Annotated in this window: 22 protein-coding genes and 1 tRNA gene; 17 read left to right on the plus strand and 6 right to left on the minus strand. The window is 72.5% G+C overall.

The genetic code is table 11. From position 1 onward, the window contains the following. The first annotated feature begins 30 nt into the window (after positions 1–30). On the plus strand, positions 31–3,696 hold the full coding sequence (gene mfd / locus ACO06A_RS12445; RefSeq protein ID WP_421732529.1) for a transcription-repair coupling factor: 3,666 nt from the start codon (positions 31–33) through the stop codon (positions 3,694–3,696). 7 nt (positions 3,697–3,703) lie between these two features. Here mfd and ACO06A_RS12450 read toward each other — a convergent pair whose 3' ends face one another. Next, positions 3,704–4,864, minus strand: a complete 1,161-nt coding sequence (locus ACO06A_RS12450) for an acyltransferase family protein (RefSeq protein ID WP_421732530.1) — start codon at positions 4,862–4,864, stop codon at positions 3,704–3,706. A 188-nt stretch (positions 4,865–5,052) separates the two neighbouring features. Between ACO06A_RS12450 and ACO06A_RS12455 the strand changes: the two genes are divergently transcribed. From ACO06A_RS12455 to ACO06A_RS12515, 13 genes are all read left to right on the plus strand, one after another. Further along, positions 5,053–5,649: a hypothetical protein gene (locus tag ACO06A_RS12455; RefSeq protein WP_421732531.1), complete on the plus strand. Its 597-nt coding sequence runs from the start codon at positions 5,053–5,055 to the stop codon at positions 5,647–5,649. Beyond that, entirely contained in the window at positions 5,646–6,278 is a 633-nt protein-coding gene (locus tag ACO06A_RS12460) for a MazG family protein (RefSeq protein WP_421732532.1), read from the plus strand. The genes ACO06A_RS12455 and ACO06A_RS12460 overlap by 4 nt, the downstream gene beginning before the upstream one ends. Before the next feature lie 153 nt (positions 6,279–6,431). After that, on the plus strand, positions 6,432–7,985 hold the full coding sequence (locus ACO06A_RS12465; protein WP_421732533.1) for a Re/Si-specific NAD(P)(+) transhydrogenase subunit alpha: 1,554 nt from the start codon (positions 6,432–6,434) through the stop codon (positions 7,983–7,985). 4 nt (positions 7,986–7,989) lie between these two features. Next, on the plus strand, positions 7,990–9,372 hold the full coding sequence (pntB, locus tag ACO06A_RS12470; RefSeq protein WP_421732534.1) for a Re/Si-specific NAD(P)(+) transhydrogenase subunit beta: 1,383 nt from the start codon (positions 7,990–7,992) through the stop codon (positions 9,370–9,372). A gap of 95 nt (positions 9,373–9,467) precedes the next feature. Further along, on the plus strand, positions 9,468–10,748 hold the full coding sequence (eno, locus tag ACO06A_RS12475) for a phosphopyruvate hydratase (protein ID WP_175346728.1): 1,281 nt from the start codon (positions 9,468–9,470) through the stop codon (positions 10,746–10,748). Positions 10,749–10,852: 104 nt separating this feature from the next. Continuing rightward, the gene (locus ACO06A_RS12480) at positions 10,853–11,578 is read left to right on the plus strand and encodes a septum formation initiator family protein (RefSeq protein ID WP_421732535.1); all 726 of its coding nucleotides are present in this window, start codon (positions 10,853–10,855) and stop codon (positions 11,576–11,578) included. Positions 11,579–11,606: 28 nt separating this feature from the next. Beyond that, positions 11,607–12,110 (plus strand): DUF501 domain-containing protein, encoded by a 504-nt coding sequence (locus ACO06A_RS12485; RefSeq protein WP_421732536.1) that lies wholly within the window; start codon positions 11,607–11,609, stop codon positions 12,108–12,110. 44 nt (positions 12,111–12,154) lie between these two features. Beyond that, positions 12,155–13,108, plus strand: a complete 954-nt coding sequence (locus ACO06A_RS12490) for an exopolyphosphatase (protein ID WP_421732537.1) — start codon at positions 12,155–12,157, stop codon at positions 13,106–13,108. A gap of 155 nt (positions 13,109–13,263) precedes the next feature. Further along, positions 13,264–13,593, plus strand: coding sequence for a PadR family transcriptional regulator (locus ACO06A_RS12495; protein WP_056095706.1), 330 nt, complete (start codon positions 13,264–13,266; stop codon positions 13,591–13,593). Next, complete coding sequence (locus tag ACO06A_RS12500) at positions 13,590–14,714, plus strand: hypothetical protein (protein WP_421732538.1); 1,125 nt, start codon at positions 13,590–13,592, stop codon at positions 14,712–14,714. The genes ACO06A_RS12495 and ACO06A_RS12500 overlap by 4 nt, the downstream gene beginning before the upstream one ends. Before the next feature lie 82 nt (positions 14,715–14,796). Continuing rightward, positions 14,797–16,278 (plus strand): GH1 family beta-glucosidase, encoded by a 1,482-nt coding sequence (locus ACO06A_RS12505; protein WP_421732539.1) that lies wholly within the window; start codon positions 14,797–14,799, stop codon positions 16,276–16,278. 69 nt (positions 16,279–16,347) lie between these two features. Beyond that, on the plus strand, positions 16,348–17,847 hold the full coding sequence (locus ACO06A_RS12510) for an NAD(P)/FAD-dependent oxidoreductase (RefSeq protein WP_421732540.1): 1,500 nt from the start codon (positions 16,348–16,350) through the stop codon (positions 17,845–17,847). Between the two features lie 218 nt (positions 17,848–18,065). Further along, a tRNA-Leu gene (locus ACO06A_RS12515) sits at positions 18,066–18,139 on the plus strand. 12 nt (positions 18,140–18,151) lie between these two features. On the opposite strand, the gene ACO06A_RS12520 is transcribed toward ACO06A_RS12515, so the two are convergent. From ACO06A_RS12520 to ACO06A_RS12530, 3 genes are all read right to left on the minus strand, one after another. Then, on the minus strand, positions 18,152–18,352 hold the full coding sequence (locus tag ACO06A_RS12520; protein WP_421732541.1) for a hypothetical protein: 201 nt from the start codon (positions 18,350–18,352) through the stop codon (positions 18,152–18,154). 61 nt (positions 18,353–18,413) lie between these two features. Then, positions 18,414–19,274, minus strand: coding sequence for a siderophore-interacting protein (locus ACO06A_RS12525; RefSeq protein WP_421732542.1), 861 nt, complete (start codon positions 19,272–19,274; stop codon positions 18,414–18,416). 52 nt (positions 19,275–19,326) lie between these two features. Further along, a complete protein-coding gene (locus ACO06A_RS12530) occupies positions 19,327–19,785 on the minus strand; it encodes a MarR family winged helix-turn-helix transcriptional regulator (RefSeq protein WP_421732543.1) in 459 nt (152 codons plus the stop codon). Between the two features lie 81 nt (positions 19,786–19,866). Between ACO06A_RS12530 and ACO06A_RS12535 the strand changes: the two genes are divergently transcribed. Then, a complete protein-coding gene (locus tag ACO06A_RS12535) occupies positions 19,867–21,105 on the plus strand; it encodes an MFS transporter (protein WP_421732544.1) in 1,239 nt (412 codons plus the stop codon). A gap of 50 nt (positions 21,106–21,155) precedes the next feature. Here ACO06A_RS12535 and ACO06A_RS12540 read toward each other — a convergent pair whose 3' ends face one another. Both ACO06A_RS12540 and ACO06A_RS12545 read right to left on the minus strand, forming a co-directional pair. After that, on the minus strand, positions 21,156–22,040 hold the full coding sequence (locus ACO06A_RS12540) for an ABC transporter permease (RefSeq protein ID WP_421732545.1): 885 nt from the start codon (positions 22,038–22,040) through the stop codon (positions 21,156–21,158). Then, the gene (locus ACO06A_RS12545) at positions 22,037–23,014 is read right to left on the minus strand and encodes an ABC transporter ATP-binding protein (protein WP_421732547.1); all 978 of its coding nucleotides are present in this window, start codon (positions 23,012–23,014) and stop codon (positions 22,037–22,039) included. Before ACO06A_RS12545 ends, ACO06A_RS12540 begins: the two co-directional genes overlap by 4 nt. Before the next feature lie 197 nt (positions 23,015–23,211). On the opposite strand from ACO06A_RS12545, the gene ACO06A_RS12550 reads away from it, so the two are divergent. Continuing rightward, positions 23,212–24,036, plus strand: a complete 825-nt coding sequence (locus ACO06A_RS12550) for a Bax inhibitor-1/YccA family protein (RefSeq protein ID WP_421732548.1) — start codon at positions 23,212–23,214, stop codon at positions 24,034–24,036. A 101-nt stretch (positions 24,037–24,137) separates the two neighbouring features. After that, entirely contained in the window at positions 24,138–25,523 is a 1,386-nt protein-coding gene (locus ACO06A_RS12555; RefSeq protein ID WP_421732549.1) for a cystathionine beta-synthase, read from the plus strand. The last annotated feature ends 32 nt before the right edge of the window (positions 25,524–25,555 follow it).

Consider the following 25,555-nt stretch of genomic DNA (forward strand, 5'->3'; position numbering starts at 1 on the left):
CGCGTGTCTCGCCGATCGACGAAGGACCTCATGGACCTCACCGGCCTCCTGCCCGCCCTGCTCGCCGACCCGGCCGCCGCCGCCGCGGTGGAGAACGTCCGCGCGCGCGGGGAGCTCGACGTGGTCGGTCCCGCAGGCGTCCGCCCGCCGTTGCTCGCCGCGCTGGCGTCGGGCCGCCCGCTCGTGGTCGTCACCGCCACGGGCCGCGACGCGGACGAGCTGGCGGCCGCGGTCCGCTGCTACCTGCCGGCCGACGACGTCGCGGTCCTGCCGTCGTGGGAGACGCTCCCGCACGAGCGGCTGTCCCCGCGCAGCGACACCGTGGCCCGTCGGCTGGCCGTGTTCCGCCGGCTCGCGCACCCCGAGACCGAGGGCCACGCCGGGCCGGTCCGCGTGCTGGTGCTCCCCGTGCGGGCGCTGCTCCAGCCGGTGGTCGAAGGCCTGGGCGAGCTGGTGCCCGTGTCGATCAGCACGGGGGACCGGGTGGACCTGGCCGACCTGGCGGAGAAGCTGGTCGCGGCGGCCTACACGCGGGTGGACATGGTGGAGAAGCGCGGCGAGTTCGCGGTGCGCGGCGGGATCATCGACGTGTTCCCGCCCACCGAGGACCACCCGCTGCGCGTCGAGCTGTGGGGCGAGGACGTCGAGGAGATCCGCTGGTTCTCGATCGCCGACCAGCGCAGCCTCGAGGTGGCCGACCACGGCGTGTGGGCGCCGCCGTGCCGGGAGATCCTGCTGACCGACGCCGTGCGGGCGCGCGCCACCGAGCTGGTCGCCCAGCTGCCGGGCGCGGTCGACATGCTGGACAAGCTGGCGCAGGGCATCGCGGTGGAGGGCATGGAGTCGCTGGCGCCCGCGCTGGTCGAGTCGATGGTGCCCGTGCTCGACCTGGTGCAGGACGACAGCCTGCTGGTGCTGGTCGACCCGGAGCGCGTCCGGCGGCGCGCGCACGACCTCGTCGCCACCACGCAGGAGTTCCTGGAGGCCGCGTGGACGTCCGCCGCGGCCGGGGCGGCGACGCCGCTGGACCTGTCGGCGGCGAGCTTCGCCTCGTTCGCGGAGATCCGCGCGCTCGCGGCCGTCCGCGGCCTGGGGTGGTGGACGCTGTCCCCGTTCTCCCTCGACGTCGACGCCGCCGAGGCGGCCAAGCCCGACGACTTCTACGAGGGGCAGACCGGCACCGGGCACACGGCCGCCCGCAACGAGGCGCCGCACCTGAGCGCCATGGCGGACGATCTCGCGGCGACCGCGCAGACCGTCATGATCGCCGCGCGGGACGTCGAGCGCTACCGCGGGGAGGTCGCCCGGGCGGTGGCCGACGTGCGTCTGCTCCAGCAGGCCGGGTGGCGCCTGGTGCTGGCCACCGAGGGGCACGGCCCCGCCCAGCGCATGGTCGAGCAGCTCCGCGCCGCCGAGGTGCCCGCGCGGCTGGTCGGCACGATCACCGACGAGCCCGAGGGCGGCGTCGTCCTCGTCGTGCCCGCGCCCGTCGGCCCCGGCTTCGTCTCCGAGCCCCTGCACCTCGCCGTGTTCTCCGAGTCGGACCTCACGGGCCGCGCGGGCACGTCGACCCGGGACATGCGCCGGATGCCGAGCCGGCGCCGCAACGTGGTCGACCCCCTCCAGCTGCGCCCGCACGACTACGTGGTGCACGAGCAGCACGGCGTCGGCCGGTTCGTGGAGCTGGTGCAGCGGACCATCGGCTCGGGCGCCAACGCGGCGACGCGCGAGTACCTGGTGATCGAGTACGCGTCCAGCAAGCGGGGCCAGCCGGGCGACCGGCTCTACGTGCCCAGCGACCAGCTGGACCAGGTCACCAAGTACGTGGGCGGCGAGGCACCGTCGTTGTCCAAGATGGGCGGCGGCGACTGGGCCAAGACCAAGGGCCGCGCCAAGAAGGCGGTCAAGGAGATCGCCGCGGAGCTCATCCGGCTCTACTCGGCACGCATGGCGACGGCGGGGCACGCGTTCTCGGCGGACACCCCCTGGCAGCGCGAGCTCGAGGACGCCTTCGCGTACGTGGAGACCCCGGACCAGGCCGCGACCATCGACGAGGTCAAGGCCGACATGGAGAAGCCGATCCCGATGGACCGCCTGGTCTGCGGCGACGTCGGCTACGGCAAGACCGAGATCGCCGTGCGGGCGGCCTTCAAGGCGGTGCAGGACGGTAAGCAGGTGGCGATCCTCGTGCCGACGACACTGCTGGTGCAGCAGCACCTCGACACGTTCTCCGAGCGGTACAGCGCGTTCCCGGTGACGGTGAAGGCGCTGAGCCGGTTCCAGTCGCCGAAGGAGTCGAAGGAGGTCGTCGCCGGGCTGTCCGACGGGACGGTCGACGTGGTCATCGGCACCCACCGGCTGATCACGGGCGAGGTGCGGTTCAAGGACCTGGGCCTGGTGGTGATCGACGAGGAGCAGCGGTTCGGCGTGGAGCACAAGGAGACGCTCAAGGCGCTGCGCACCAATGTGGACGTGCTGGCCATGAGCGCCACCCCGATCCCGCGCACCCTGGAGATGGCGGTGACGGGCATCCGCGAGATGTCGACGCTGGCCACCCCGCCGGAGGAGCGGCACCCGGTCCTGACGTTCGTCGGCGCGTACGACGAGAAGCAGATCAGCGCGGCCATCCGCCGCGAGCTGCTGCGCGAGGGCCAGGTGTTCTACGTGCACAACAAGGTCGACTCGATCGAGCGGACCGCGTCGCGCCTGATGGAGCTGGTGCCCGAGGCTCGGGTGGCGGTGGCGCACGGGAAGATGAACGAGCACCAGCTCGAGCAGGTGATCGTCGACTTCTGGGAGAAGAGGTTCGACGTCCTGGTCTGCACGACGATCGTCGAGACCGGCCTGGACATCTCCAACGCGAACACCCTCATCCTCGAGCGCGCGGACCTGCTGGGCCTCTCGCAGCTGCACCAGCTGCGCGGCCGGGTGGGCCGCGGGCGCGAGCGCGCGTACTCCTACTTCCTCTACCCGCCGGAGAAGCCGCTCACGGAGACCGCGCACGACCGCCTCCAGACGATCGCGGCGAACACCGACCTGGGTGCGGGCATGGCCGTGGCGATGAAGGACCTGGAGATCCGCGGCGCCGGCAACCTGCTCGGCGGCGAGCAGTCCGGGCACATCGAGGGCGTCGGCTTCGACCTGTACATCCGCATGGTCGGCGAGGCGGTGGCCAACTTCCGCGGCGACGTGCAGGAGGAGGTCCCCGACGTCACCATCGAGCTGCCCGTCGACGCGCACATCCCGCACGACTACATCGCGCACGAGCGCCTGCGGCTCGAGGCGTACCGGAAGATCGCGGCCGCGGCCGACTCGGCGGCCCTCGGCGAGGTCCGGGCCGAGCTGGTGGACCGCTACGGCGCGGTGCCGGCGGCCGTCGACAACCTGTTCGAGGTGGCGGAGTTCCGCCAGCACGTGCGCAACGCCGGGTTGTCGGACGTCACGGCGCAGGGCAAGTTCATCCGGTTCGCGCCGGTGGAGCTGCCCGAGTCCGCGCAGCTGCGGCTCAAGCGGCTCTACCCGGGATCGGTGCTGAAGCCGACGGTGCGCACGGTGCTGGTGCCCTGGCCGATGACGGCGCGGATCGGCGGCAAGCCGGTGCAGGGCCGCGAGGTCATGCTCTGGGCGAGGCAGTTCATCGACGCCGTCGTGCGCGGGGACGTCGCCGCGGCCGCGAAGGTGGGGACGGTCCGCTAGGAGCGGCTCAGGCGACGTGCACGGACTCGGCAGCGGGTTCCGGCGTCCGCGCGGCACGACGGCGGGCCATGAGCGCGGCCTTGTACGCCTCGACGGGGCGCTCGAGGAAGTGCCAGACCGCGATGCCGAGCGCCACCCCGACCGTCGCCGTGAGCAGGAAGCGCGCCGGGAACGGCCACCCCTGCGTCAGCGGACGCAGCGCGTGCCCGGCCACCAGGTGCACCAGGTAGATGCTGTAGCTGGCCAGCCCGATGATCTGCACCGGCCGCGCCCCGACGATCGCGCCGAACGCCTGCCGGAACCGCCCGTCCTGACGCTCGAGGCCGTACAGGATGACGGCCGCGGTGGCGACCGCCTGGAACGTGTACCGGAAGGTCTCCCGGAACCACGGGTCCCGGATGGTGAGCGAGGCGAGGTAGAGCACGGCGGCGACCACGGGGACCCAGGTGCTGCCGATCGCCGCGCGCAGCCGCGGACCGACCTGCTGCTGACGCAGGAGCGCGAAGACGACGGCGGCGAGGATGCCGCACGCGATGCCGTCGACGCGGGTGTCGGTGCCGTAGTAGATGCGGCGGTGGGCGAGCTCGGGGGTCGACCCCGCGACGATGACGAGGCGGAGCACCAGCGCGCCGACGACCGTGGTGAGCGCGACGGCCGTGAGAAAGACGAGCCGGCGCCGCAGCAGGCCCGCGCAGAGCCAGATCAGGGCGAACGCGATGTAGAACTGCTCCTCGATCGCGAGGCTCCACACCACCGCCGAGCCGGGCAGCACGAGCGCCGGCCCCTGCATGTAGACCCAGTTGAACGCGAAGAACACCTGCGCCCCGAACGCGCCCCAGTCGATCGGCCGCCAGACGGCGTAGACCACGGTGGGGATCGCGATGATCAGCAGGAACGGCGGGGCCAGCTTGAGGAGGCGTCGCAGGTAGAAGTCGGTGAGCGAGAACCGGCCGGTGCGCTCCCGCTCGACCAGAAGGATGTGCGTGATGATGAAGCCGGAGATGGCGAAGAAGATGGTCACGCCGCTGCCGCCGGGCACCACCCCGCCCAGGCCGGCGTGCGCCACCACCACGAGCATGACGGCCACGGCACGCAGCGCGTCGATGTGCTCGTAGCGGCCGTGCCGGGAGACCCCGAGGCTCGAGGCGGTCGACGGTGCACTCGTCACGCGTGACCTCCCCGGATGCCGCGGCAGCTGGTGGAAAAGCCGCGAATGGGACGGATCGTACCTGCGCGCCCCGCCCTCGATCGAGGTCCGCGGGTGACGTACGGGTGCGTTTCACCCGTTCGCGCCCGCACCTGGCTGGGGGCCCTACGATGACCCCGATCGACGAGCGACGACGCAGGAGGTCTCAGGTGGCGGTGCAGTGGCGTGCGGGAGCGCGGGCAGCGGGAGTGCTTGTCGCGCTCACGACGACGGCCGGTCTGGCGGGGTGCGCCGGTCAGCCCGGGGCTGCCGCCGTGGTCGACGGCACGGCGATCCCCACCGCGGACGTGCGCGCCGCGCTCGACGAGCTGGAGCCCTGGTTCGAGGGCGTGACGACCACCAACGTCCTCGCGGTCCTCGTCCAGGAGCCGACGGTCGTGGAGCTCGCGGCCGAGAAGGGCGTCGGGGTCTCCGACGAGGACGCGGAGGAGCTGCTCGACCAGGTGGTCCAGCAGAAGGTGCAGGGCGCCACCGCCACGTTCACGGACCCGTCGCTCGCCGTCGCCCGCTACTCGATCGCCTACACGAACCTGCAGGGCCTCCCCGAGGCCGAGGCCATCGGCGAGGAGATCGACGCCCGGCTGCGGGAGCTCGACGTGGAGGTCAACCCGCGGTTCGGCTCGCTGGAGGACGGCAACCAGGTGGCCGCGCCCGTCGCGGTCCCGTGGCTGGTCGCCCCCCGGGCCTCGGCGGCCGATGACGGGTCGACCGAGCCGACGCCGGAGCCGAGCCCCTCGGCCTCGTGACGGACCCGCAGCAGGACGCCCTGCGCGCCCTCGTGGGCGTGATGGACCGGCTGCGCTCGCCGGGCGGGTGCCCCTGGGACGCCCAGCAGACGCACGAGTCGCTGGTGCCCTTCGTGCTCGAGGAGGCCCACGAGCTCGCGGAGGCGATCGAGACCGGGGACCGCCCCGGCCTGCGCGAGGAGCTGGGCGACCTGCTCCTCCAGGTGGTGTTCCACGCGCGCATCGCGGCCGAGCACCCGACCGACCCGTTCGACGTGGACGACGTGGCCGCCGACCTCGTCGCCAAGCTGGTGCGCCGGCACCCGCACGTGTTCGAGGACGCCCCGATCGAGGGCGACGTGCACGTGCAGTGGGACCGGCTGAAGAACGCGGAGAAGCAGCGCGGGTCGGCGTTGGACGGGATCCCGCTGGCGCTCGGTGCCCTGGCCCGGGCGCAGAAGATCGCCGGGCGGGCTGGGCGGGCAGGGCTGGTGGCGCAGGTGCCCGCGGGCGACGGAATCGGCGAGCGGCTGCTCGCGCTCGTCCTCGAGTCGGACGCCGCGGGGGTGGACGCCGAGGGTGCCCTCAGGCAGGCGACTTCCGCGTGGGAGCAGGACCTTCGGGCCGGGGAGACAGCCCCGCCGGTTTGATATAGAGGTTTCCGCCGATCATCCGTCAGGCGGAAGGAAAGCGCTTGCCGGAAGGTCGTCGAACCCCATAGCCTGCCTGTGCCCGCCATGATGGGCGCGGCCCGTCGCTCCCCGGCGACAGGCCACACGACGATCCGACGGAGGACCGCAGCGATGCGCATCGGTATCCCCACCGAGAGCCGAGCCGGCGAACGGTTGGTCGCGGCGACTCCCAAGACGGTCGCCCAGCTGGTCGGCCTCGGGTACGAGGTCGTCGTGCAGCGGGGCGCGGGCGATGCCGCCACGTTCCGCGCCGAGACGTACGAGGCCGCGGGCGCGACTGTCGCCGACGCGGCCGACGTCTGGTCCAGCGACGTGGTCGCCAAGGTGAACCCGCCGACGGAGGCCGAGGTCGCGTCCCTGCGCCCCGGCGCCACGCTCGTCGCCATGCTCGCGCCCGCAGCGGCACCGGCCCTGGTCGAGAGCCTGCACGCGCAGGGCGTGACCGCGCTGGCGCTCGACGCCGTCCCGCGCATCTCGCGGGCGCAGGCGCTCGACGTGCTCAGCACCATGTCGAACGTCGCGGGCTACCGCGCGGTGGTCGAGGCCGCCGAGGTCTTCGGCGGCATGTTCACCGGGCAGGTCACCGCGGCAGGCAAGACGCCGCCCGCCCGGGTCTTCGTCATCGGCGCCGGTGTGGCTGGGCTGGCCGCGATCGGCGCGGCCGGCAGCATGGGTGCCCGCGTCCGGGCGTTCGACGTGCGGCCCGAGGTCGGCGAGCAGATCGAGTCGATGGGCGCGACGTTCGTGCAGGCCGAGGCAGCGCAGCAGGCGGTCAGCTCCGACGGGTACGCGAGCGCGCTGACGCAGGAGCAGGAGCTGCTCACCGCGCAGATGTACACCGCGGAGACGGCGGATGCCGACATCGTCATCACCACGGCGCTGGTGCGGGGGCAGGCGCCGACCACGATCACCGCGGCCATGGTCGCCGGCATGCGACCGGGCAGCGTGATCATCGACCTGGCCGCCTCCGGTGGCGGCAACTGCGAGGTCACTGTCCCCGGAGAGGCGGTGGTGACCGAGAACGGCGTGACCGTCGTCGGGTACACCGACCTGACCAGCCGGATGCCGCAGCACACGTCCCAGCTGTTCGGCACCAACATCGTGCACCTGGTGCAGCTGCTCACCCCCGGCAAGGACGGGCAGCTGGTGCTCGACCTCGACGACCCGGTGCAGCGCGGCATGGCCGTGACGCACGACGGCGAGGTGCTCTGGCCGCCACCCCCGGTTCAGGTGTCGGCAGCGCCGGCCGCGGTCGCCGGGCCGACCCCGCAGGAGCGCGCGCAGGCCGAGGCCGCCGCGCTCGCGGACAAGAACCGTCGCCGGCAGCGCCGGTCGGTGGTCCTCGCGCTCCTGGCGGTCGTGGTCCTGCTCGGGATCTCGTTCGCGCCGGCCGCGTTCCTCGGCCACTTCAGCGTGTTCGTGCTGGCAGTGATCGTCGGCTACTACGTCATCTCCAACGTCAGCCACTCGCTGCACACGCCCCTGATGGCCCAGACCAACGCCATCTCCGGGATCATCCTGGTCGGCGCGCTGCTCCAGATCGGCGACGACAGCTGGCTGGTGACGGTCCTCGCGGTCGTCGCCGCCGCGGTCGCCAGCATCAACGTGTTCGGTGGGTTCCTCGTCGCCAACCGCATGATCCGCATGTTCCGGAAGGACGCCTGAACCCGTGCTGACCTCCCTGGCCCAGGCCGTCTACCTCGGCGCCGCCGTCCTGTTCATCCTCAGCCTCGCGGGCCTGTCCAAGCAGGAGACCGCGCGCCGCGGCAACCTCGCCGGCATGGTGGGCATGGCGCTGGCCCTCGCCGCGACCGTCGCGCTCGCCCTGGAGCGCTCCGAGCGTCCGGTCGAGGTGACCGCGGTGCTCATCCTCGTGGTGTTCCTCGTCGGCTCCACCGTGGGCACGTGGCAGGCGCGTCGCGTCGAGATGACGCAGATGCCCGAGCTCATCGCGATCCTGCACTCGTTCGTCGGCCTCGCGGCCGTGCTGGTCGGGTACAACTCGTTCCTCACCGAGCGGGCGGACCCCGCGCACCTGGTCGAGGTGTTCCTCGGGGTGCTCATCGGCGCCGTGACGTTCACCGGGTCGATCGTCGCGTTCCTCAAGCTCTCCACCCGGATCAGCTCGGCGCCGTTGATGCTCCCTGGCCGCAACTGGCTGAACCTCGGCATGCTGGTGGTCTCCGGGGGGCTGATGGCCTGGTTCCTGGGCACCGGGACCGTGCTGCCGCTGCTGCTCATGACGGCCGTCGCGCTCCTGCTCGGGTGGCACCTGGTGGCCTCGATCGGCGGCGGGGACATGCCCGTGGTCGTCTCGATGCTCAACTCGTACTCCGGGTGGGCGGCCGCCGCTGCGGGCTTCATGCTCAGCAACGACCTGCTCATCGTCACGGGCGCCCTGGTGGGCTCCTCCGGTGCGATCCTGTCCTACCTCATGTGCACGGCCATGAACCGGTCGTTCATCAGCGTGATCCTGGGTGGCTACGGCGCCGAGGGCGGCACCGTGGTGGCCTCCGACGTCGACCTGGGGGAGTACCACGAGATCAAGGCCCCCGAGGCGGCGGAGCTGCTCACCGAGGCCCGCACGGTCGTCATCACGCCCGGGTACGGCATGGCCGTGGCCAAGGCGCAGTACCCGGTGGCGGAGCTGACGGCCAAGCTGCGGGCGCGCGGCGTCGACGTGCGGTTCGGCGTGCACCCCGTCGCGGGCCGGCTGCCGGGGCACATGAACGTGCTGCTGGCCGAGGCCAAGGTGCCGTACGACATCGTGCTGGAGATGGACGAGATCAACGGCGACCTGGCGGAGACCGACGTCGTCCTGGTGATCGGCGCCAACGACACGGTGAACCCGGCCGCGCTCGACGACCCGTCGTCCCCGATCGCGGGCATGCCCGTGCTCGAGGTGTGGAAGGCCGCACGCGTCATCGTGTTCAAGCGGTCGATGGCCACGGGCTACGCCGGCGTGCAGAACCCGCTGTTCTTCCGCGACAACACCTCGATGCTGTTCGGCGACGCCAAGGACCAGGTCGAGCACATCATGCTGGCGCTCTGATCACTCGCGTCCCACCAGTCGAAGGGCCTAGGGCGGCCGTTCGGGGACGCCACTAGGGTGAGGTCGTAAACCCACCCGCTTCAGAAGGAGCACCCATGGCCAGCATCGAGGCCGTCGGCGCCCGCGAGATCTTGGACTCGCGCGGCAACCCCACTGTCGAGGTCGAGGTCGCTCTCGACGACGGCACCATCGCCCGCGCCGCGGTCCCCTCGGGCGCCTCGACCGGCGCCTTCGAGGCCGTCGAGCGCCGTGACGGCGACGCGACGCGGTACCTGGGCAAGGGCGTCGAGGACGCCGTCGCCGCGGTCATCGACGAGATCGCGCCCGAGCTCATCGGCTTCGAGGCCACCGAGCAGCGTCTGGTCGACGCCGCGCTGATCGACCTCGACGGCACGGCCAACAAGGGCAAGCTCGGCGCCAACGCGATCCTCGGCGTCTCGCTCGCCGTGGCCAAGGCCGCCGCCGACTCGGCCGACCTGCCGCTGTTCCGCTACCTCGGTGGCCCGAACGCGCACGTGCTCCCGGTCCCGATGATGAACATCCTCAACGGTGGGTCGCACGCCGACTCCAACGTCGACATCCAGGAGTTCATGGTCGCCCCCATCGGTGCGGCCACGTACCGCGAGGCGCTGCGCACCGGCGTCGAGGTCTACCACTCCCTGAAGTCCGTGCTGAAGAGCAAGGGCCTGTCCACGGGCCTCGGCGACGAGGGCGGCTTCGCCCCCAGCCTCGGCAGCAACCGTGAGGCGCTCGACCTCATCCTGATCGCGATCGAGAAGGCCGGCTTCACGCCGGGCGTCGACCTGGGCCTCGCGCTCGACGTCGCCGCGACCGAGTTCTTCAAGGACGGCGCCTACCAGTTCGAGGGCAAGTCCCTGTCGAACGAGGAGATGTCCGCCTACTACGAGCAGCTGGTGAAGGACTACCCGCTGGTCTCCATCGAGGACCCGCTGTCCGAGGACGAGTGGGAGGGCTGGTCCCACCTGGTCGCCACCATCGGCGACAAGGTCCAGATCGTCGGCGACGACCTGTTCGTCACCAACCCCGAGCGCCTGCGCAAGGGCATCGAGCTCAAGGCGGCCAACTCGCTGCTGGTCAAGCTCAACCAGATCGGCACGCTGACGGAGACGTTCGACGCCGTCGAGCTGGCCCAGCGCAGCGGCTTCACCACGATGACCTCGCACCGCTCCGGCGAGACCGAGGACACAACGATCGCCGACCTGTCGGTGGCCACGAACGCCGGCCAGATCAAGACCGGTGCCCCCGCCCGTGGCGAGCGCATCAACAAGTACAACCAGCTGCTCCGCATCGAGGAGGAGCTGGACGACGCCGCACGCTACGCCGGTCGCTCCGCCTTCCCGCGGTTCACGGCCTGACGCACGACCCTCGGAGGCCGGTCATCCTCGGATGGCCGGCCTCCGGCGCGCCACGGATCCCGACCTCCGCCCAGGTCGGGACGGTCCGGGGCAGAATCGACGCCATGTCCGCCCCCCGACGCCCGGCGTCCCCGAGCGCCCCGGGTCGGCGCGCGGCGACCCCGCGGCCCGGGGCGACCAGCCCGGCGGCGAACGTGCCCCGCGGGAACACCGCCGGGCGACCGGCGGTGCCGCGCTCGTCGAGCCCCCGGTCGGGTGCCACGCCACGCGTCGGCCCGACGCCGTCCTCGTCGGCCCGCCCGTCCTCGTCGCGGCCCGCCGCCTCCCGCCCGGCCACCCGGGGAGCCCCGACGCCGCCGCGCGGCACCCCCCGCGCCGAGCGGGTGCAGGTCCGCGTCCCCCGACTGTTCACGGTGCGCGCGATGGTGTTCTCCTGCGTGCTCCTGCTGGCGTTCGTGCTGGTGTACCCGACCCTGCACTCGTACCTCCAGCAGCGGGTGGAGGTGGACCAGCTCCGTGGCCAGGTGGAGTCCGCCCGGCAGCGCAACGACGACCTCGAGGCCGACCTGCGGCGCTGGGACGACCCCGCGTACGTCGCGGCCCAGGCGCGCGAGCGGCTCTCGTTCGTGATGCCGGGCGAGAAGGCGTTCCGTGTCGTCGACCCCGAGACCGTCCCCGACACCCCGCCGGCCACCGACGGTTCCGCGCCGGTGCTCGACGCGGGCTCGACGCTGCCCTGGTACGCGAACGTCTGGGAGTCGGTCGAGGTGGCGGGGCAGACGCCGGTCGCGGGCGACAATGGGACGCCCGCTCCGCCCGCGGGCGGCTGACCCACCCCCGCACGAACGGATCGCTGCTGTGACCCCCACCCCGCTGGACGCCGTCACCGACCAGGACCTGGCCGTCCTCGCCGAGCAGCTGGGCCGGCCCCCGCGCGGCGTCGTCGGCATCGCGGCGAGGTGCGTCTGCGGACGTCCCCTGGTCGTCCGCACCGCCCCGCGGCTCGACGACGGCACCCCCTTCCCGACCACCTACTACCTCACCTGCCCGCCCGCGGTCGCGGCCGTGAGCACGCTGGAGGCCGGCGGGCTCATGAAGGAGCTCACCGCGCGGCTGGCCGAGGACGAGGAGCTGGCGGCGGCCTACCGGCGCGCGCACGACGCCTACCTGGTGGACCGCGAGGCCCTCGGGCACGTGGAGGAGATCGCGGGCATCTCGGCGGGGGGCATGCCGACGCGTGTGAAGTGCCTGCACGTGCTGGTGGGGCACGCGCTCGCGGCGGGGCCGGGCGTCAACCCGATCGGCGACGAGGCCCTGGCCCTGATCCGCGACGAGTGGCGCCCGGACCGCTGCACCTGCTGACCCGTGGCCGTGCCGGGTGCCGGGCGGGTGCGAGGATGGTCCGCGTGACGCGTGTGGCTGCCATCGACTGCGGGACCAACTCGATCCGACTCCTCGTCGCCGACGTGGATCCCGACGCCGGGACGCTGGTGGACCTGGACCGTCGCATGGAGGTCGTCCGCCTGGGCCAGGGCGTGGACCGGACCGGCCGCATCGCCCCCGAGGCCCTCGAGCGCACGCTCGACGCGGCCCGTCGGTACAACGACGTGTGCACGGAGCTGGGGGTCGAGGCCATCCGGTTCGTCGCCACGTCGGCGTCGCGCGACGCGGAGAACCGTGGCGACTTCGTCGCGGGCGTGCACGCCGCCCTGGGCGTCGAGCCGGAGGTCGTCGACGGGCAGGAGGAGGCCGAGCTCTCGTTCCGCGGGGCGACCGGCGTGCTCGGCGCGCACCACCCCGGACCGTTCCTCGTGGTCGACCTCGGTGGCGGCTCCACCGAGCTGGTGCTCGGCACGACCACCCCCGAGGCGGCCTTCTCGATGGACGTGGGGTGCGTCCGGATGACCGAGCGGCACCTGCTGGGCGACCCGCCGACGGCTGCCGAGATCGCCGCCGCGCACGCCGACGTCGCCGCCGCGCTGGACGCCGCGTCGGCCGTGGTGCCGCTCGGCAAGACCGTGACGCTCGTCGGCCTCGCCGGCACGGTGACCACGGTGACCGCGCACGGGCTCGGGCTGCCCGCCTACGACCCCGCGGTCATCGACGGGTCGGTGCTGCCGGTCGACGTCGTGCTGGCGGCGTGCGACGACCTGCTGGCCCGGTCCCGCGCCGACCGTGCCGCGCTCGGCTTCATGCACCCCGGCCGCGTCGACGTGATCGGCGCGGGCGCGCTGGTGTGGGCGGACGTCGTCCGGCGGGTGCGCGACGAGGTCGCCGCCGCCGGCGGGCAGCTGACGGAGGTCGTCACCTCCGAGCACGACATCCTCGACGGCATCGCCTGGAGCATCGCCACCCGCTGAACCGGCGCAACGTCCGGACAGCCGGTCGCGACCGGTGCGACACGCCTGGTGCGTTCTGGACGGTAGTGCGCACTGTGCAGTAGCGTCTGGCCTGCGGGAGCCGGAGGGGGCTCCCGCACCAGCTTCCCGGCCCGGGGGCGTCGACCGGAGGACCCATGGACACCACCCAGCTGCTCAAGGGCGTGCTCGACCTGGCAGTGCTCGCAGTCGTCGCCGACGAGGACGGGTACGGGTACGACGTCGTCCGCCGGCTGCGCGCCGCGGGCATCGAGGAGGTCGGCGACGCGTCGGTGTACGGGACGCTGCGGCGGCTGTACTCGTCGGGCGCTCTGACGTCCTACGTGGTGCCCAGCGACGAGGGGCCGCACCGCAAGTACTACGGGATCAACGCGCAGGGCCGCGCCATGCTCGAGGCCCAGCGCAAGGACTGGCAGGAGTTCGCAGGCACGATGGGCCGCCTGCTCAAGACGGAGGTCGTGCGATGAGCGTGCTGGACACCACGGACGTGCTGGACGTCGCGGGGTACGCCGCGGCGGTCCGCCGGAGCCTGGCCGACCTCGGGCCGGAGCTGGTGGAGGACCTCACCGACGACCTCGAGGCGGACCTGACGGACGCGCTGGCCGACGAGCGCCACGTGGCGCACGGTCGGGGGCTGCTGGAGCAGTTCGGGCCGCCGGAGGCGTACGCGGCCGAGCTGCGGTCGGCGGCCGGGCTGGCGCCCGCGGTGGCGCACGGACGGCGGTTCCGCCTGTTCCCCGACCCGGTCGAGGACGCGCACCGGCTGGGCCGGTGGACGCTGGGGCGGTTGCGGGCGCGGGCCTGGTGGGCGCCCGTGGAGTCGTTCCTCGTGGCGCTGCGGCCGGTCTGGTGGCTCGCGCGCGGCTGGGTCGCCTTCTCGGCGCTCGTGTACGTGCTCGGCGGGGCGCGTCTCCGGTTCCTGCCCACCGATCCCGTCCTCTGGGTGATCCTCGGGCTGTGCGTCCTGCTCAGCGTCCAGTGGGGTCGGGGCGCGTGGTTCCAGTCGCGGTCGGTCTCGTGGGTCGCCGTCCTGGGGAACGTGACCGCGGTCGTCCTGCTGCTCCCGGTCCTGGTCACCGTGCAGGACCAGTCCAGCCAGCGGGAGGCGGTCTACGACTCCTACGTCAGCGGCGCGTTCGGCGGCGGCGGCGGTACCCAGGTGGTCTACCAGGACAAGGCGGTCGACGGCGTGGTCGTCGACGGCATGCAGGTGAGCAACCTGTTCGTGTACGACGCCGAGGGCAACCCGCTGACGGACGTGCAGGTCTACGACGACCGCGGACGTCCGGTGCGGACCACCTACGACAACGGCTTCGAGCAGTACTGGTTCCCCGAGGGCACCGAGCCCTGGTCGTTCGTCAGCCGGACCGACGCCGACGGCCGCGCCCGCTGGAACGTCTACCCGCTGCGTGGTGCGCCCACGTCGCAGTTCACCTACGACGACGGGACGCAGGTGCTGCCCGCCGGGACCAGCGCGTCCATGCCGCCGTGGCCGTTCGCCAAGGCGCCGGCCCTCGACGCCCCCGCGGACGCGACGGTCGCCGCCGACGGCCCGAGCCCGGAGCCGTCGCCCACGACGACTCCCTGAGCGTCCGCGCTCGGAACCGCAGAGGGTGTCGGGCGCGGCCGGGCGATGCCATCATGACCCGTCGTCGCCCGAGGAGGAGGCCATGCCCGACCGCTCCGCTCGCCCTGTGCTGGACCGCCGCCTGCTCCTGCAGCTGGGCGCCGCGGCCGGCGCGCTCGCGGCCTGCACGCCGTCCCCGCGCGCCCCGGAGCCGACCGCGACGGCCGCACCGACCACGTGGGAGCCGCCTGCCGAGCCGATGACGTTCCCCGCGGGGTTCGTCTGGGGCGCGGCGACGTCGGCGTTCCAGGTGGAGGGCTCGACCACCGCGGACGGCCGGGGGCAGTCGATCTGGGACACCTTCGCGGCGGAGCGCGGGCGCATCGCGGACGGCTCGACGGGTGACCCGGCGGCCGACCACTACCGCCGCTGGGAGTCCGACCTGGACCTGATCGCCGACCTCGGGCTGCCGGCCTACCGCTTCTCGGTCGCGTGGCCGCGCATCCAGCCGACGGGGTCGGGGGCGGCCGACCAGCGCGGGGTCGACTTCTACCGGCGGCTCGTCGACGGCCTGCTCACCCGGGGCATCCACCCCGCGATCACGCTCTACCACTGGGACCTGCCGCAGCCGCTCCAGGACGACGGCGGCTGGGCGGTGCGCGCGACGGCGGACCGCTTCGCGGACTACGCGGCGATCATGTTCGACGCCCTGCGCGACGTCGACGCCACCTGGCTGACCCTCAACGAGCCGAAGACCACCGCGTACGTGGGCTACCGGTGGGGCGCGCACGCGCCGGGCATCTCAGACGTCGACCAGGCGGCCGCGGCCGTCCACCACCAGCTGCTCGCGCACGGCCGGGCGGTGAGCGCGTTCCGGGCCAGCGGCGCCGCCGGCGGCATCGGCATCGCGCTCAACCTCCTGCCGGTCTACCCGGTGGACCTCGAGGCGGACCCCGCCGCCGTGCGGGTGGACGCGGTGGAGAACCGGCTGTTCCTCGACCCCGTCCTGCTCGGGCGGTACCCGACGGATGCGATCGGCGCGCTGGCCGGGCAGCTGCCGGCGGACCCGGGTGCGTTCGAGGACCTGGTCCAGGACGGCGACCTGGAGCTGATCTCCGCGCCGCTGGACCTCCTCGCGGTGCAGTACTACGGGGTGACCGGCGTGGACGACGCCGGCAACCAGGTCGAGGTGTACCCGACGTCCCTGGCGACCTGGCAGCAGGTGCACCCCGAGGGGCTGTACGACCTGCTCATGGACCTGCTCATCGACTACCCGGACGCCCCGCCGCTGGTCATCACGGAGAACGGCATCCCCGACCCGACGGCGGACGGCACCGTCGACGACACCGAGCGCCTCGAGTTCCTGCGCGCGCACCTCCAGCAGGCCGCCCGCGCGATCGGCGACGGCGTGCGCCTGACCGGGTACTACGCCTGGTCGCTGCTCGACAACTTCGAGTGGGCCGAGGGCCTGAGCCAGCGCTGGGGGCTGGTGCACGTCGACTTCGAGACGCAGGAGCGGACGCCGAAGGACAGCGCGCGGTGGTACTCGACGGTGGTCGCCGCAAACGCGGTCCCGCGGTCCTGAGGGCCACTGTGCGCAGGGTCACCGGCTCCCCGTAGGGCGTCACCATCCCCGCGCGGCTACCGTTGACGCATGCCTACGCCTGTCTCCGATGTCGCCACCAGCCCGGCCACCGCGGTGGCCTCGGCTCGGTCGGGCAAGTCCCGCAAGGTGCCCCGCGTCGTGATCCTCGGCGGCGGCACGGTCGGTCTGTACACCGCCCGCCGGCTGCGCAAGCGCCTGGGCAAGCGGGAGGCGGCCATCGTCGTCGTCGACCCCCGGCCGTACATGACCTACGCGCCGTTCCTGCCCGAGGCGGCGGCCGGCTCGATCGACCCGCGCAACATGGTCGCCCCGCACCGCCGCGCCCTCAAGGGTGTCGACGTGCTCCAGGGCAAGGTCAGCGAGATCAACCACGCCGGGCGCACGGTCCAGATCACGCCCGAGGAGGGTGACCCGTACTGGATCACCTACGACCACCTGGTCGTCGGCCTCGGCTCGGTCGCCCGCACGCTGCCGATCCCGGGCCTGGCGGAGCAGGGCATCGGGTTCAAGAACGTCGAAGAGGCCATCGCGGTCCGCAACCACGTGCTCAACCGCATCGACCTCGCGGCCAGCACCTGGGACCCGGAGCTGCGCAAGCGCATGCTCACGTTCGTCTTCGTCGGTGGCGGGTTCGCCGGCATCGAGGCGCTGGGCGAGGTCGAGGACATGGCCCGCGCCGCGGTCAAGTACTACAACGCGATCGAGCAGGAGGAGGTGCGCTTCGTCCTGGTCGAGGGCTCGCCGCGCATCCTCCCCGAGGTCAGCGAGGAGCTGGGCGGCTACACGCTCGAGCAGCTGCGCAAGCGGGACATCGAGATCCACCTGTCGACCTTCCTCAACAGCTGCGTCGACGGCCACGTGGTCCTGTCCAACACGATGGAGTTCGACGCCGAGACCATCGTCTGGACGGCCGGCGTCAAGGCCAACCCCGTGCTCCAGAACTCGGACCTGCCGCTGGACAAGATGGGCCGCGTCACCTGCAACGCGTTCCTCCAGGTGGTCGACGCCGAGGGCACGCCGGTCCCGGACGCGTACGCCGCGGGGGACTGCGCCGCCGTGCCGGACCTGTACAACCCCGGCCAGTTCTGCCCGCCGAACGCCCAGCACGCGCTGCGCGAGGGCAACCACCTCGGTGACAACCTCGCCCGCGTCCTGCGCTCCGCGGAGCCGACGGAGTACAAGCACAAGAACATCGGCGCGGTCGCGTCGCTCGGGATGTACAAGGGCGTCGCGCAGATGTTCGGTCGGATCAAGGTCCGCGGCTTCCTCGCGTGGGTGCTGCACCGCACGTACCACGTGGCCGCCATGCCGACCTTCAACCGCAAGATCAAGATCGCCGCGGGCTGGACCGGGTCGCTGCTGTTCCGCCGCGAGGTCGTCGCGCTGGGCACCCTGCACGACCCGCGCGCCGAGTTCCGCGCCGCGTCCGTGCCGGCCAAGCCGCGCGCGGTCGAGCCCGGCGAGGCGGACCCGGCGCTGCCCGCCATCAAGGCCGAGGCCGGCTCGCCCGCCGCGAAGAAGGCCGCGAAGGGCACGAAGAGCGCCTGACCGAGAGACACGACGAGCCCCTGACCCTCGCGGGGCCTGTGCGTGCTGGGGTGATGGTCGCCTCCGGGCCACGCCCCGACGAGTCGCACGTGGACCGGGCCACCGATCGTGTGAGCGCTCACGTTCGCGCCGGTCCCGGGTGCGCGGCAAGGCGTGAAGCGGTCAGGGCCTCGGCTCGGTCCGGGCGTCCTGCCGGCCCCTGGCAGGATGTGGCGCGCGCCCCCGTAGCCCAACTGGCAGAGGCAGCCGGCTTAAACCCGGCACAGTCCCGGTTCGAACCCGGGCGGGGGCACCGACGACGCGGTCAGTACCGGACGGTGCCCTTGTCGGTGTCGAAGATCGCGCGGCAGCCGGGGCACTCGCCGTTGTCCGGCCCGTCGTCCTCGGGGAACCGGGTGGTGGGCGTCACGAACCGGCCGCAGATGCTCATGCCGTCCCGGAAGAAGTGCTGCTGGCGGTCGTTCTTGGTCAGCCGGAGCCAGCCTTCGGGGAACGTCGTGTACATGTCCTCCATGCTCCCGCCGGCACGGGTGGTGCGGACGTGACGAAAGGCCCGAGTCCTGCGCTCAGGCGAGGCCCTGCGCCGCCTCCGCGTGCTCGATCGTGGCCAGCCAGTCTCGCTTGGTCGCCCGCCAGCCCTCGTCGTCGGTGCCGAGGCGCCAGTAGCCCGACACGGACAGCTGCTCGCGGGTGACCCCGCGGTCGACGCGTACGTGCCTGCGCAGCTCGCGCACCACCCCCGCCTCGCCGTGCACGAACGCGCTGACCGGCGCGGGCAGCTCCGGCAGGGCGACGACCGTGTCGACGAGCGCGAGACCGGCCACCGCGACGCCCTGGTGCACCCAGAGGACCTGCACGCCCGCGGGGGAGGCCAGCGGGATCTCGTCCTCGGGACCGTGCACCTCGACGACGGCGTGGCCGACGGCGTCCGCAGGGAGCCTCTCCAGCGCGACGGCGATGGCGGGCAGGGCGCTCGCGTCGCCGGCGAACAGGTAGGACGCAGCACTGGCGTCGGGCGACCACGCGCCGCCGGGTCCGCTCAGCAGCACCTGGTCGCCGGGCTTCGTGGTCGCCGCCCACGGTCCCGCGATCCCCTCGTCGCCGTGCACCACGAAGTCGAGCGTGAGCTCGCGGGCCACCGGGTCGAACGCGCGGACCGTGTACGAGCGCTGCCGGGGCTGGGCGTCCGGCGGCAGGCTCGCGCGGACGGCGTCCAGGTCGAGCCGGCCGTCCTCGCGCAGGGGGCGCGGGCTGCCCGCGGGAAGGAAGAGCACCTTGACGTAGGAGTCGGCGTGCGGCGACGGCTCGAAGCCGACCAGGCCGGGGCCTCCGACGACCACCCGCACCATCGTCTCGGCGAGCTGCTCGGTGCGGACCACCTCCGCCACGAACGGCGCGGGTCGGGGACGGGGCGGTGCGTCGGTCATCGAGGTCCTTCGTCGGGGCGGGTGCGGCCGTCCACGCTAGCCGAGCCCGCTGTCAGGAGCGGGTGGCGTGGGCGTCGAGGTCGCCGTTGAGGCGGGTCAGCAGCTCGGCCAGCAGGCCCCGGTCCTGGTCGGACCAGTCGGCGAGCACGTCCGCGTAGACCTCGGCCCGCGCGGCGCGCGTCTCGGCCAGCGCGCTGCGGCCCGCGGGGGTGGTGGTGACGACCGCGCGGCGGCCGTCGTGCACGTCGCGCTCGCGGGTGACGTAGCCCGCGGCCTCCATGGCGAGCACCTGGCGCGTCACGGTCGAGGCGTCGAGGCGCAGGTGGTCCGCGATCTCGTTGATGCCGGACGGTCCGGTGGTGTCGAGCAGGCGCAGGGCCAGGTATGCCGAACGCTCCAGCGACGTGGCCAGGCGGGTGGTCGAGCGGCGGTTGCGGTCGGCCAGGCGCAGCAGCAGCGCCACCTGAGCCTCGATCTCGGTCACGGCCGTGTGCTCCGTGTCAGCGGTCACAGGTTCACCTCCGGGGTCCTCGGTGTAGCATACACGGAGTTACCTGGTCCATACAGATAAGGCAAGGCAGGAAGAGAGCTCGTGGCGTCATCCCGTACAGAACCGAACCGGACCGCGATCTACGCGACGGCCCTCACAGCCTTCTTCGCCATCGCCGGCATCGCGATAGTCGACCCGATCCTGCCCGCCATCGGCGCGGCCATCGGCGCGACGACCTGGCAGATCGAGCTGCTCTTCACCGCGTACATCGCGGTGATGGCGCTCGGCATGATCCCGGCCGTGCTGGCCACCGGGCGGTTCGGCTACAAGAAGATCCTCATGGCAGGAGTCACCACCGTCGCCGTCGCGGCGATCCTGGCGTCGCTCTCGGACGGCATCGTGCCGCTGGCACTCCTCCGCGGGCTGTGGGGTCTCGGCAACGCGATGTTCTTCGCCACTGCCATGGTGCTGCTGGTGTCGCTGGCCCAGGACAAGAAGTGGGTGGTGGAGCTGTTCGAGACGTGCGTCGGGCTCGGGTTCGCGATCGGCCCGCTCATCGGCGGGCTGCTCGGGCAGATCAGCTGGCGCGTGCCGTTCCTGCTGTGCGGCCTGTTCATGCTCGCCGCGCTGGTCGTCTCCGTGACCCGGCTCTCGGACCCGGTGGACAAGCCGGCCCCGCTGCGCCCCGGCCAGGTGTTCCAGCCGTTCCGCCGCCCGGCGTTCGTGGCGCTCTGCGTCATCACCGCGACCTACAACTTCGTGTTCTTCGTCGTGCTCGGCTACACGCCGATCTTCCTGGGCCTCGACGTCGTGCCGCTGGGGCTCGTGTTCACCGCGTGGGGGATCGGGCTGGCGGTCGGCATCCTGGTGGTCGGGCACCGGCTGGCCCACCGGTTCGGCGCCGTGCAGACGGTCGGGTTCGCCCTGGTCGTGCTGGTGCTCGCCCTGGTGGGCCTCGCGACGTCGGACGGCACCGCGGAGTCGATCGTCGTGCTCGTCGTCGCGGGCGTCTGCATGGGCATCTGCAACGCGAACCTCACCGACCTGGCGCTCGCCACGGGCTCACCCGACCGCCGCGTCACCACGGGGGCGTTCAACCTGGTCCGCTGGGGCTTCGCCGCCCCGGCGCCGGTGGTCGCCGGGCTGCTGGCGGAGAACGTCGGTCTGCGGTCGCCGTTCTGGGTCGCGGTCGCCGTGCTGGCCGTCGGCGTGCTCACGTTCCTCGCGTACGGCCACCAGCTGGCCCGTAGCGTCGGTGAGCGCGTGCTCTGGTCGCGCTGGAACTCCGGCGCCCGCGCGCTCGAGGGCGTGCCGGAGGAGGCGCTGGGCGAGGTCGTCTGACACGACGACGGGGACGGTCCCCTCCGGACCGTCCCCGTCGCGCTCAGGAGTCAGGCGTCGCGACGCTTGAGCAGCACGGCCGCGATCGCCAGGACGACCACCACCCAGGCCACGAGGACGCCGTAGCCCTGCCACGCCGTGAGCTGGGCACCGATCGTCTGGCCCGCCTGCATCTGGGCGATCTGCTGGTCGGTCATGGTGATCAGCGGTCCGGCCGACGGGAGCCCGAACATGCTGCCCGGCAGGAAGTAGGCGAGCTCCTTCGTCGGGTTCCAGGGGATCACCTGCAGGATGATCGGGACGAGGAGCACGAGCCCGAGGATCGTGGACACGGCTGCGGCCGAGTGGCGCATCAGGGCGCCGAAGGCGAATGCCAGCATGCCGATCGTCGCGATGTAGAGCGCCATACCGGCCAGCGCGCGAACCTGCTGGGAGTCCCCGAGATCGACGTTGAGTCCGACGTTGTGGAAGAACACCCACTGCACGCCGGCACTCGCCGCGACCGCGATCAGCGCGAAGGCAAACATCGAGGCGCCGGCCACGACCGCCTTCGACCACAGGACCGGGAGCCGCTTGGGCGCCGCCGTCAGGCTGGTCCGGATCATGCCCGTCGTGTACTCGCCGGTGATGGTGAGGGCACCCAGGATCGCCACCGCGAACTGCCCGAGCCAGATGCCTACCTGGAACGTGTTGAGCGGATCGAGGTCGGCTGCGGTCGGGCCGCCCTCGGAGGCGGGCGGCGCGTTGTTGAAGGCGAGCGTGATCAGGGGGGTCAGGGCGACCATCGCGACCAGGAAGACCCCGAGGGTCCAGAAGGTGGAGCGCACGGTCCAGAACTTGATCCACTCACTGCGCAGCAGGTGGGCGAACGTGAGCTTGCCCGGCTTCGTGGCCGTGGCGTGGCGGTGGGGCTCGGTGGCGACAGCGGTGCTCATCGGGCGTCCTCTCCGGTGGCAGGGGTGGCGGCGTGGGCGCCGGCGGCGTGGGGCTCCTCGCCGGGCAGGGCGGCCGAGTGGTACTCGACGGACTCGGAGGTCAGCGACATGTACGCGTCCTCCAGCGATCCGGCCAGCGGCGTCAGCTCGTGCAGGACGATCGCCGACCGCGCCGCGATCTCACCGATCTCGGCGGCGGTGGCGCCGTGCACCTCCAGCAGCCCGTCCGCGCTGGGCGTCACGGTGATCGCCGGACCGGCCAGGCGCGCCGCGAGGTCGGAGGCCTGAGGCGACCGGACGCGGACCGTCGCCGTGGTGGCCTGCGCGATCACCGAGTCGACCGGGCCGTCGGCGATGATCCTGCCGCGGCCGATGACGATCAGGTGGTCGGCCGTCACGGCCATCTCGCTCATGAGGTGCGAGGACAGGAAGATCGTGCGCCCCTCGGAGGCGGCCAGGTACTTGACCAGGTTGCGCACCCACAGCACGCCCTCGGGGTCGAGGCCGTTGACCGGCTCGTCCAGGATCAGCGTCTGCGGGTCGCCCACCAGGGCCGCCGCGATGCCGAGCCGCTGGCCCATGCCGAGCGAGAACCCGCCGACCCGCCGCTTGGCGACGGTGTCGAGACCGGTCATCGCGATGACCTCGTTGACGCGCTTGTCACCGATGCCGTGCGTCGCCGCGATGGCCCGCAGGTGGTTGCGAGCGCTGCGGCCGGTGTGCACCGCCTTGGCCTCGAGGAGCGCTCCCACCTCGGTGAGCGGGGAGCGGTGCTCGGCGTAGCGGCGGCCGTTGACGGTCACCGTGCCGTGCGTCGGCCGGTCGAGGCCGACGATCATGCGCATGGTCGTGGACTTGCCGGCACCGTTGGGTCCCAGGAACCCGGTGACCCGTCCGGGCTGCACCGTGAACGAGATGCCGTCCACCGCCAGCTTGCTGCCGTATCTCTTCGTCAGGTCGTGGGCCTCGATCATCGCGTGTCCTCGTCGTCGGGAGTGGAACCGGTGACGACCCTAGGGGTGCGCCGCAACCACATACATCGGACCATGGGGGGATCGCGGCCCAGCCGAAAGGCCGAGGGGGGAAAGCCCCGGGAACGAACGCGCCCCTGTCCACGTTCGCTACGGTGACAGCCTTGTCTGACAGCGCCCGATCCGTCCAGGAGGACGCCATGGCCAATCCGATCTTCAACAACAGTCCGGTCTTCCAGGACCCCGTCCAGCGCCGGGGCCAGAAGTCGCCCGCGTCGACGGTCTCCTACGGCACCGCCGGCGCCCAGGTGGCCGACGCCGCCACCCTCGACCAGATGTACGCCGCCCCCGCCGCGACGACGCGCGAGACGGGCCGTCTGACGTACGACGACGTCATCATGAAGACCGCCGGGCTGCTGGCGATCCTCGTCGTGACCGGCGCGGCGACCTGGGTGCTCGCCCCTCAGCTCTGGATCTTCGGCGCCATCGTCGGCCTGGTGCTCGGCCTGGTCAACGCGTTCAAGAAGGAGCCGAGCCCGCCGCTCATCCTCCTGTACGCGGCCGCGCAGGGCGTGTTCCTCGGCGGCATCAGCCAGTTCTACGAGTCGTTCTACGACGGCATCGTGGGTCAGGCCGTCCTCGCCACGCTCTCGGTGTTCGCGGTCTCGCTGTTCCTCTTCAAGTCCGGCAGGGTCCGGGTCACGCCGAAGTTCCAGCGCACGCTGCTCATCGCGATGGTCGGCTACCTCGTGTTCTCGCTGATCAACGTCGTGGCCATGCTGTTCGGGGTCGGCGGGGGCGACTACGGCCCGCTGCGGTCCGGGTGGCTCGGCGTCGCCGTCGGCCTGATCGCGGTCGTGCTCGCAGCCGCCATGCTCATCGTCGACTTCGACTCCATCAAGCGTGGCGTCGAGGCCGGTGTCCCGGCCAAGCTCGCGTGGACGGCGGCCTTCGGCCTCGTCGTGACGCTGGTCTGGCTGTACCTGGAGCTGCTGCGGATCTTCGCGATCCTGCGTGGGGACTGACCCGGGTCAGAACTGACTGACGTCGGCCCGGGTGCGATGATCGATCGCACCCGGGCCGACGTGCGTCTGCCCGACCCCGCCACCCATGGGAGCGCAGGACAGTGAAGTACGCGAAGCACATCTCGGAGCTCGTCGGCGGCACCCCGCTGGTCCAGCTCACGTCCGTGACGGCCGGCCTGACGGCGACGATCCTCGCCAAGGTCGAGTACATGAACCCCGGCGGCTCCGTGAAGGACCGGATCGCCCTGAAGATGATCGAGGCCGCGGAGGCGAGCGGCGAGCTCAGGCCCGGCGGCACGATCGTCGAGCCGACCAGCGGCAACACCGGCGTCGGGCTGGCCCTGGTCGCCCAGCGCAAGGGCTACCGCTGCGTGTTCGTCTGCCCGGACAAGGTCAGCCAGGACAAGCGCGACGTGCTGCGCGCCTACGGTGCGGAGGTCATCGTGACCCCGACCGCCGTCGCCCCCGACCACCCGAACTCGTACTACTCGGTGTCGGACCGGCTGGCGCGGGAGATCCCGGGCGGCTGGAAGCCGAACCAGTACGCCAACCCGAACGGCCCCGCCAGCCACTACGAGACGACCGGCCCGGAGATCTGGGCGGACACCGACGGGCGCGTGACGCACCTGGTCGCGGGCGTCGGGACCGGTGGCACCATCACGGGCACCGGGCGGTACCTGCACGATGTCTCCGAGGGGCGGGTCGTGGTCATCGGTGCCGACCCCGCCGGCTCGGTGTACTCCGGCGGCGACGGGCGGCCGTACCTGGTCGAGGGCGTCGGCGAGGACTTCTGGCCCACCGCGTACGACCCGAGCGTGCCGGACGAGATCATCGCCGTCTCCGACGCGGACTCGTTCTCCATGACCCGTCGGCTGGCGCGCGAGGAGGGGCTGCTGGTCGGTGGCTCCTGCGGCATGGCGGTCGAGGCGACGCTCCGGTACGCCCGGCGGCTCCAGGAGGAGGACCCCGAGGCGGCGGCCGCGGCAGTGATGGTGGTGCTGCTGCCGGACAGCGGGCGCGGCTACCTGTCCAAGATCTTCAACGACAAGTGGATGCGGTCCTACGGGTTCCTGGCGGCCGACGAGGGCGCCACCGTGGCGGACGTGCTGCGCACCAAGAACGGCGAGCTGCCCGACCTGGTGCACACGCACCCGAACGAGACCGTGCGCGACGCCATCGAGATCCTGCACGAGTACGGCGTCTCGCAGATGCCCGTGGTCGGCGCCGAGCCGCCGGTGAAGATCGGCGAGGTGGCCGGCGCGGTGAGCGAGCGCGAGCTGCTCGACGCGGTGTTCTCCGGCGACGCGGAGCTGTCGGACCGGGTGGACCGGCACATGTCTGCCGCCCTGCCGCTGATCGGCTCGGGGGAGTCGGTGGAGTCCGCGCGGTCGGCGCTGCAGAAGGCGGACGCGCTCATGGTGGTCGACGACGGGTCGCCCGTGGGCGTGCTGACGCGCCACGACCTGCTCGGGTTCCTCGCGCGGTAGGTTGCTGCCCGGCAAACGCTATCCGTACGGTC

The organism is Cellulomonas sp. (assembly GCF_965229465.1).
Classification (GTDB): domain Bacteria; phylum Actinomycetota; class Actinomycetes; order Actinomycetales; family Cellulomonadaceae; genus Cellulomonas.

Coding starts and splice junctions, on each gene's coding strand:
- ACO06A_RS12495 (WP_056095706.1), top strand. CDS start 13,264: ATGGACACCACCCAGCTGCTCAAGGGCGTGCTCGACCTGGCAGTGCTC.
- ACO06A_RS12505 (WP_421732539.1), top strand. CDS start 14,797: ATGCCCGACCGCTCCGCTCGCCCTGTGCTGGACCGCCGCCTGCTCCTG.
- ACO06A_RS12525 (WP_421732542.1), bottom strand. CDS start 19,274: ATGACCGACGCACCGCCCCGTCCCCGACCCGCGCCGTTCGTGGCGGAG.
- ACO06A_RS12510 (WP_421732540.1), top strand. CDS start 16,348: ATGCCTACGCCTGTCTCCGATGTCGCCACCAGCCCGGCCACCGCGGTG.
- mfd (WP_421732529.1), top strand. CDS start 31: ATGGACCTCACCGGCCTCCTGCCCGCCCTGCTCGCCGACCCGGCCGCC.
- eno (WP_175346728.1), top strand. CDS start 9,468: ATGGCCAGCATCGAGGCCGTCGGCGCCCGCGAGATCTTGGACTCGCGC.
- ACO06A_RS12550 (WP_421732548.1), top strand. CDS start 23,212: ATGGCCAATCCGATCTTCAACAACAGTCCGGTCTTCCAGGACCCCGTC.
- ACO06A_RS12480 (WP_421732535.1), top strand. CDS start 10,853: ATGTCCGCCCCCCGACGCCCGGCGTCCCCGAGCGCCCCGGGTCGGCGC.
- ACO06A_RS12500 (WP_421732538.1), top strand. CDS start 13,590: ATGAGCGTGCTGGACACCACGGACGTGCTGGACGTCGCGGGGTACGCC.
- ACO06A_RS12465 (WP_421732533.1), top strand. CDS start 6,432: ATGCGCATCGGTATCCCCACCGAGAGCCGAGCCGGCGAACGGTTGGTC.
- ACO06A_RS12520 (WP_421732541.1), bottom strand. CDS start 18,352: ATGTACACGACGTTCCCCGAAGGCTGGCTCCGGCTGACCAAGAACGAC.
- ACO06A_RS12540 (WP_421732545.1), bottom strand. CDS start 22,040: ATGAGCACCGCTGTCGCCACCGAGCCCCACCGCCACGCCACGGCCACG.
- ACO06A_RS12545 (WP_421732547.1), bottom strand. CDS start 23,014: ATGATCGAGGCCCACGACCTGACGAAGAGATACGGCAGCAAGCTGGCG.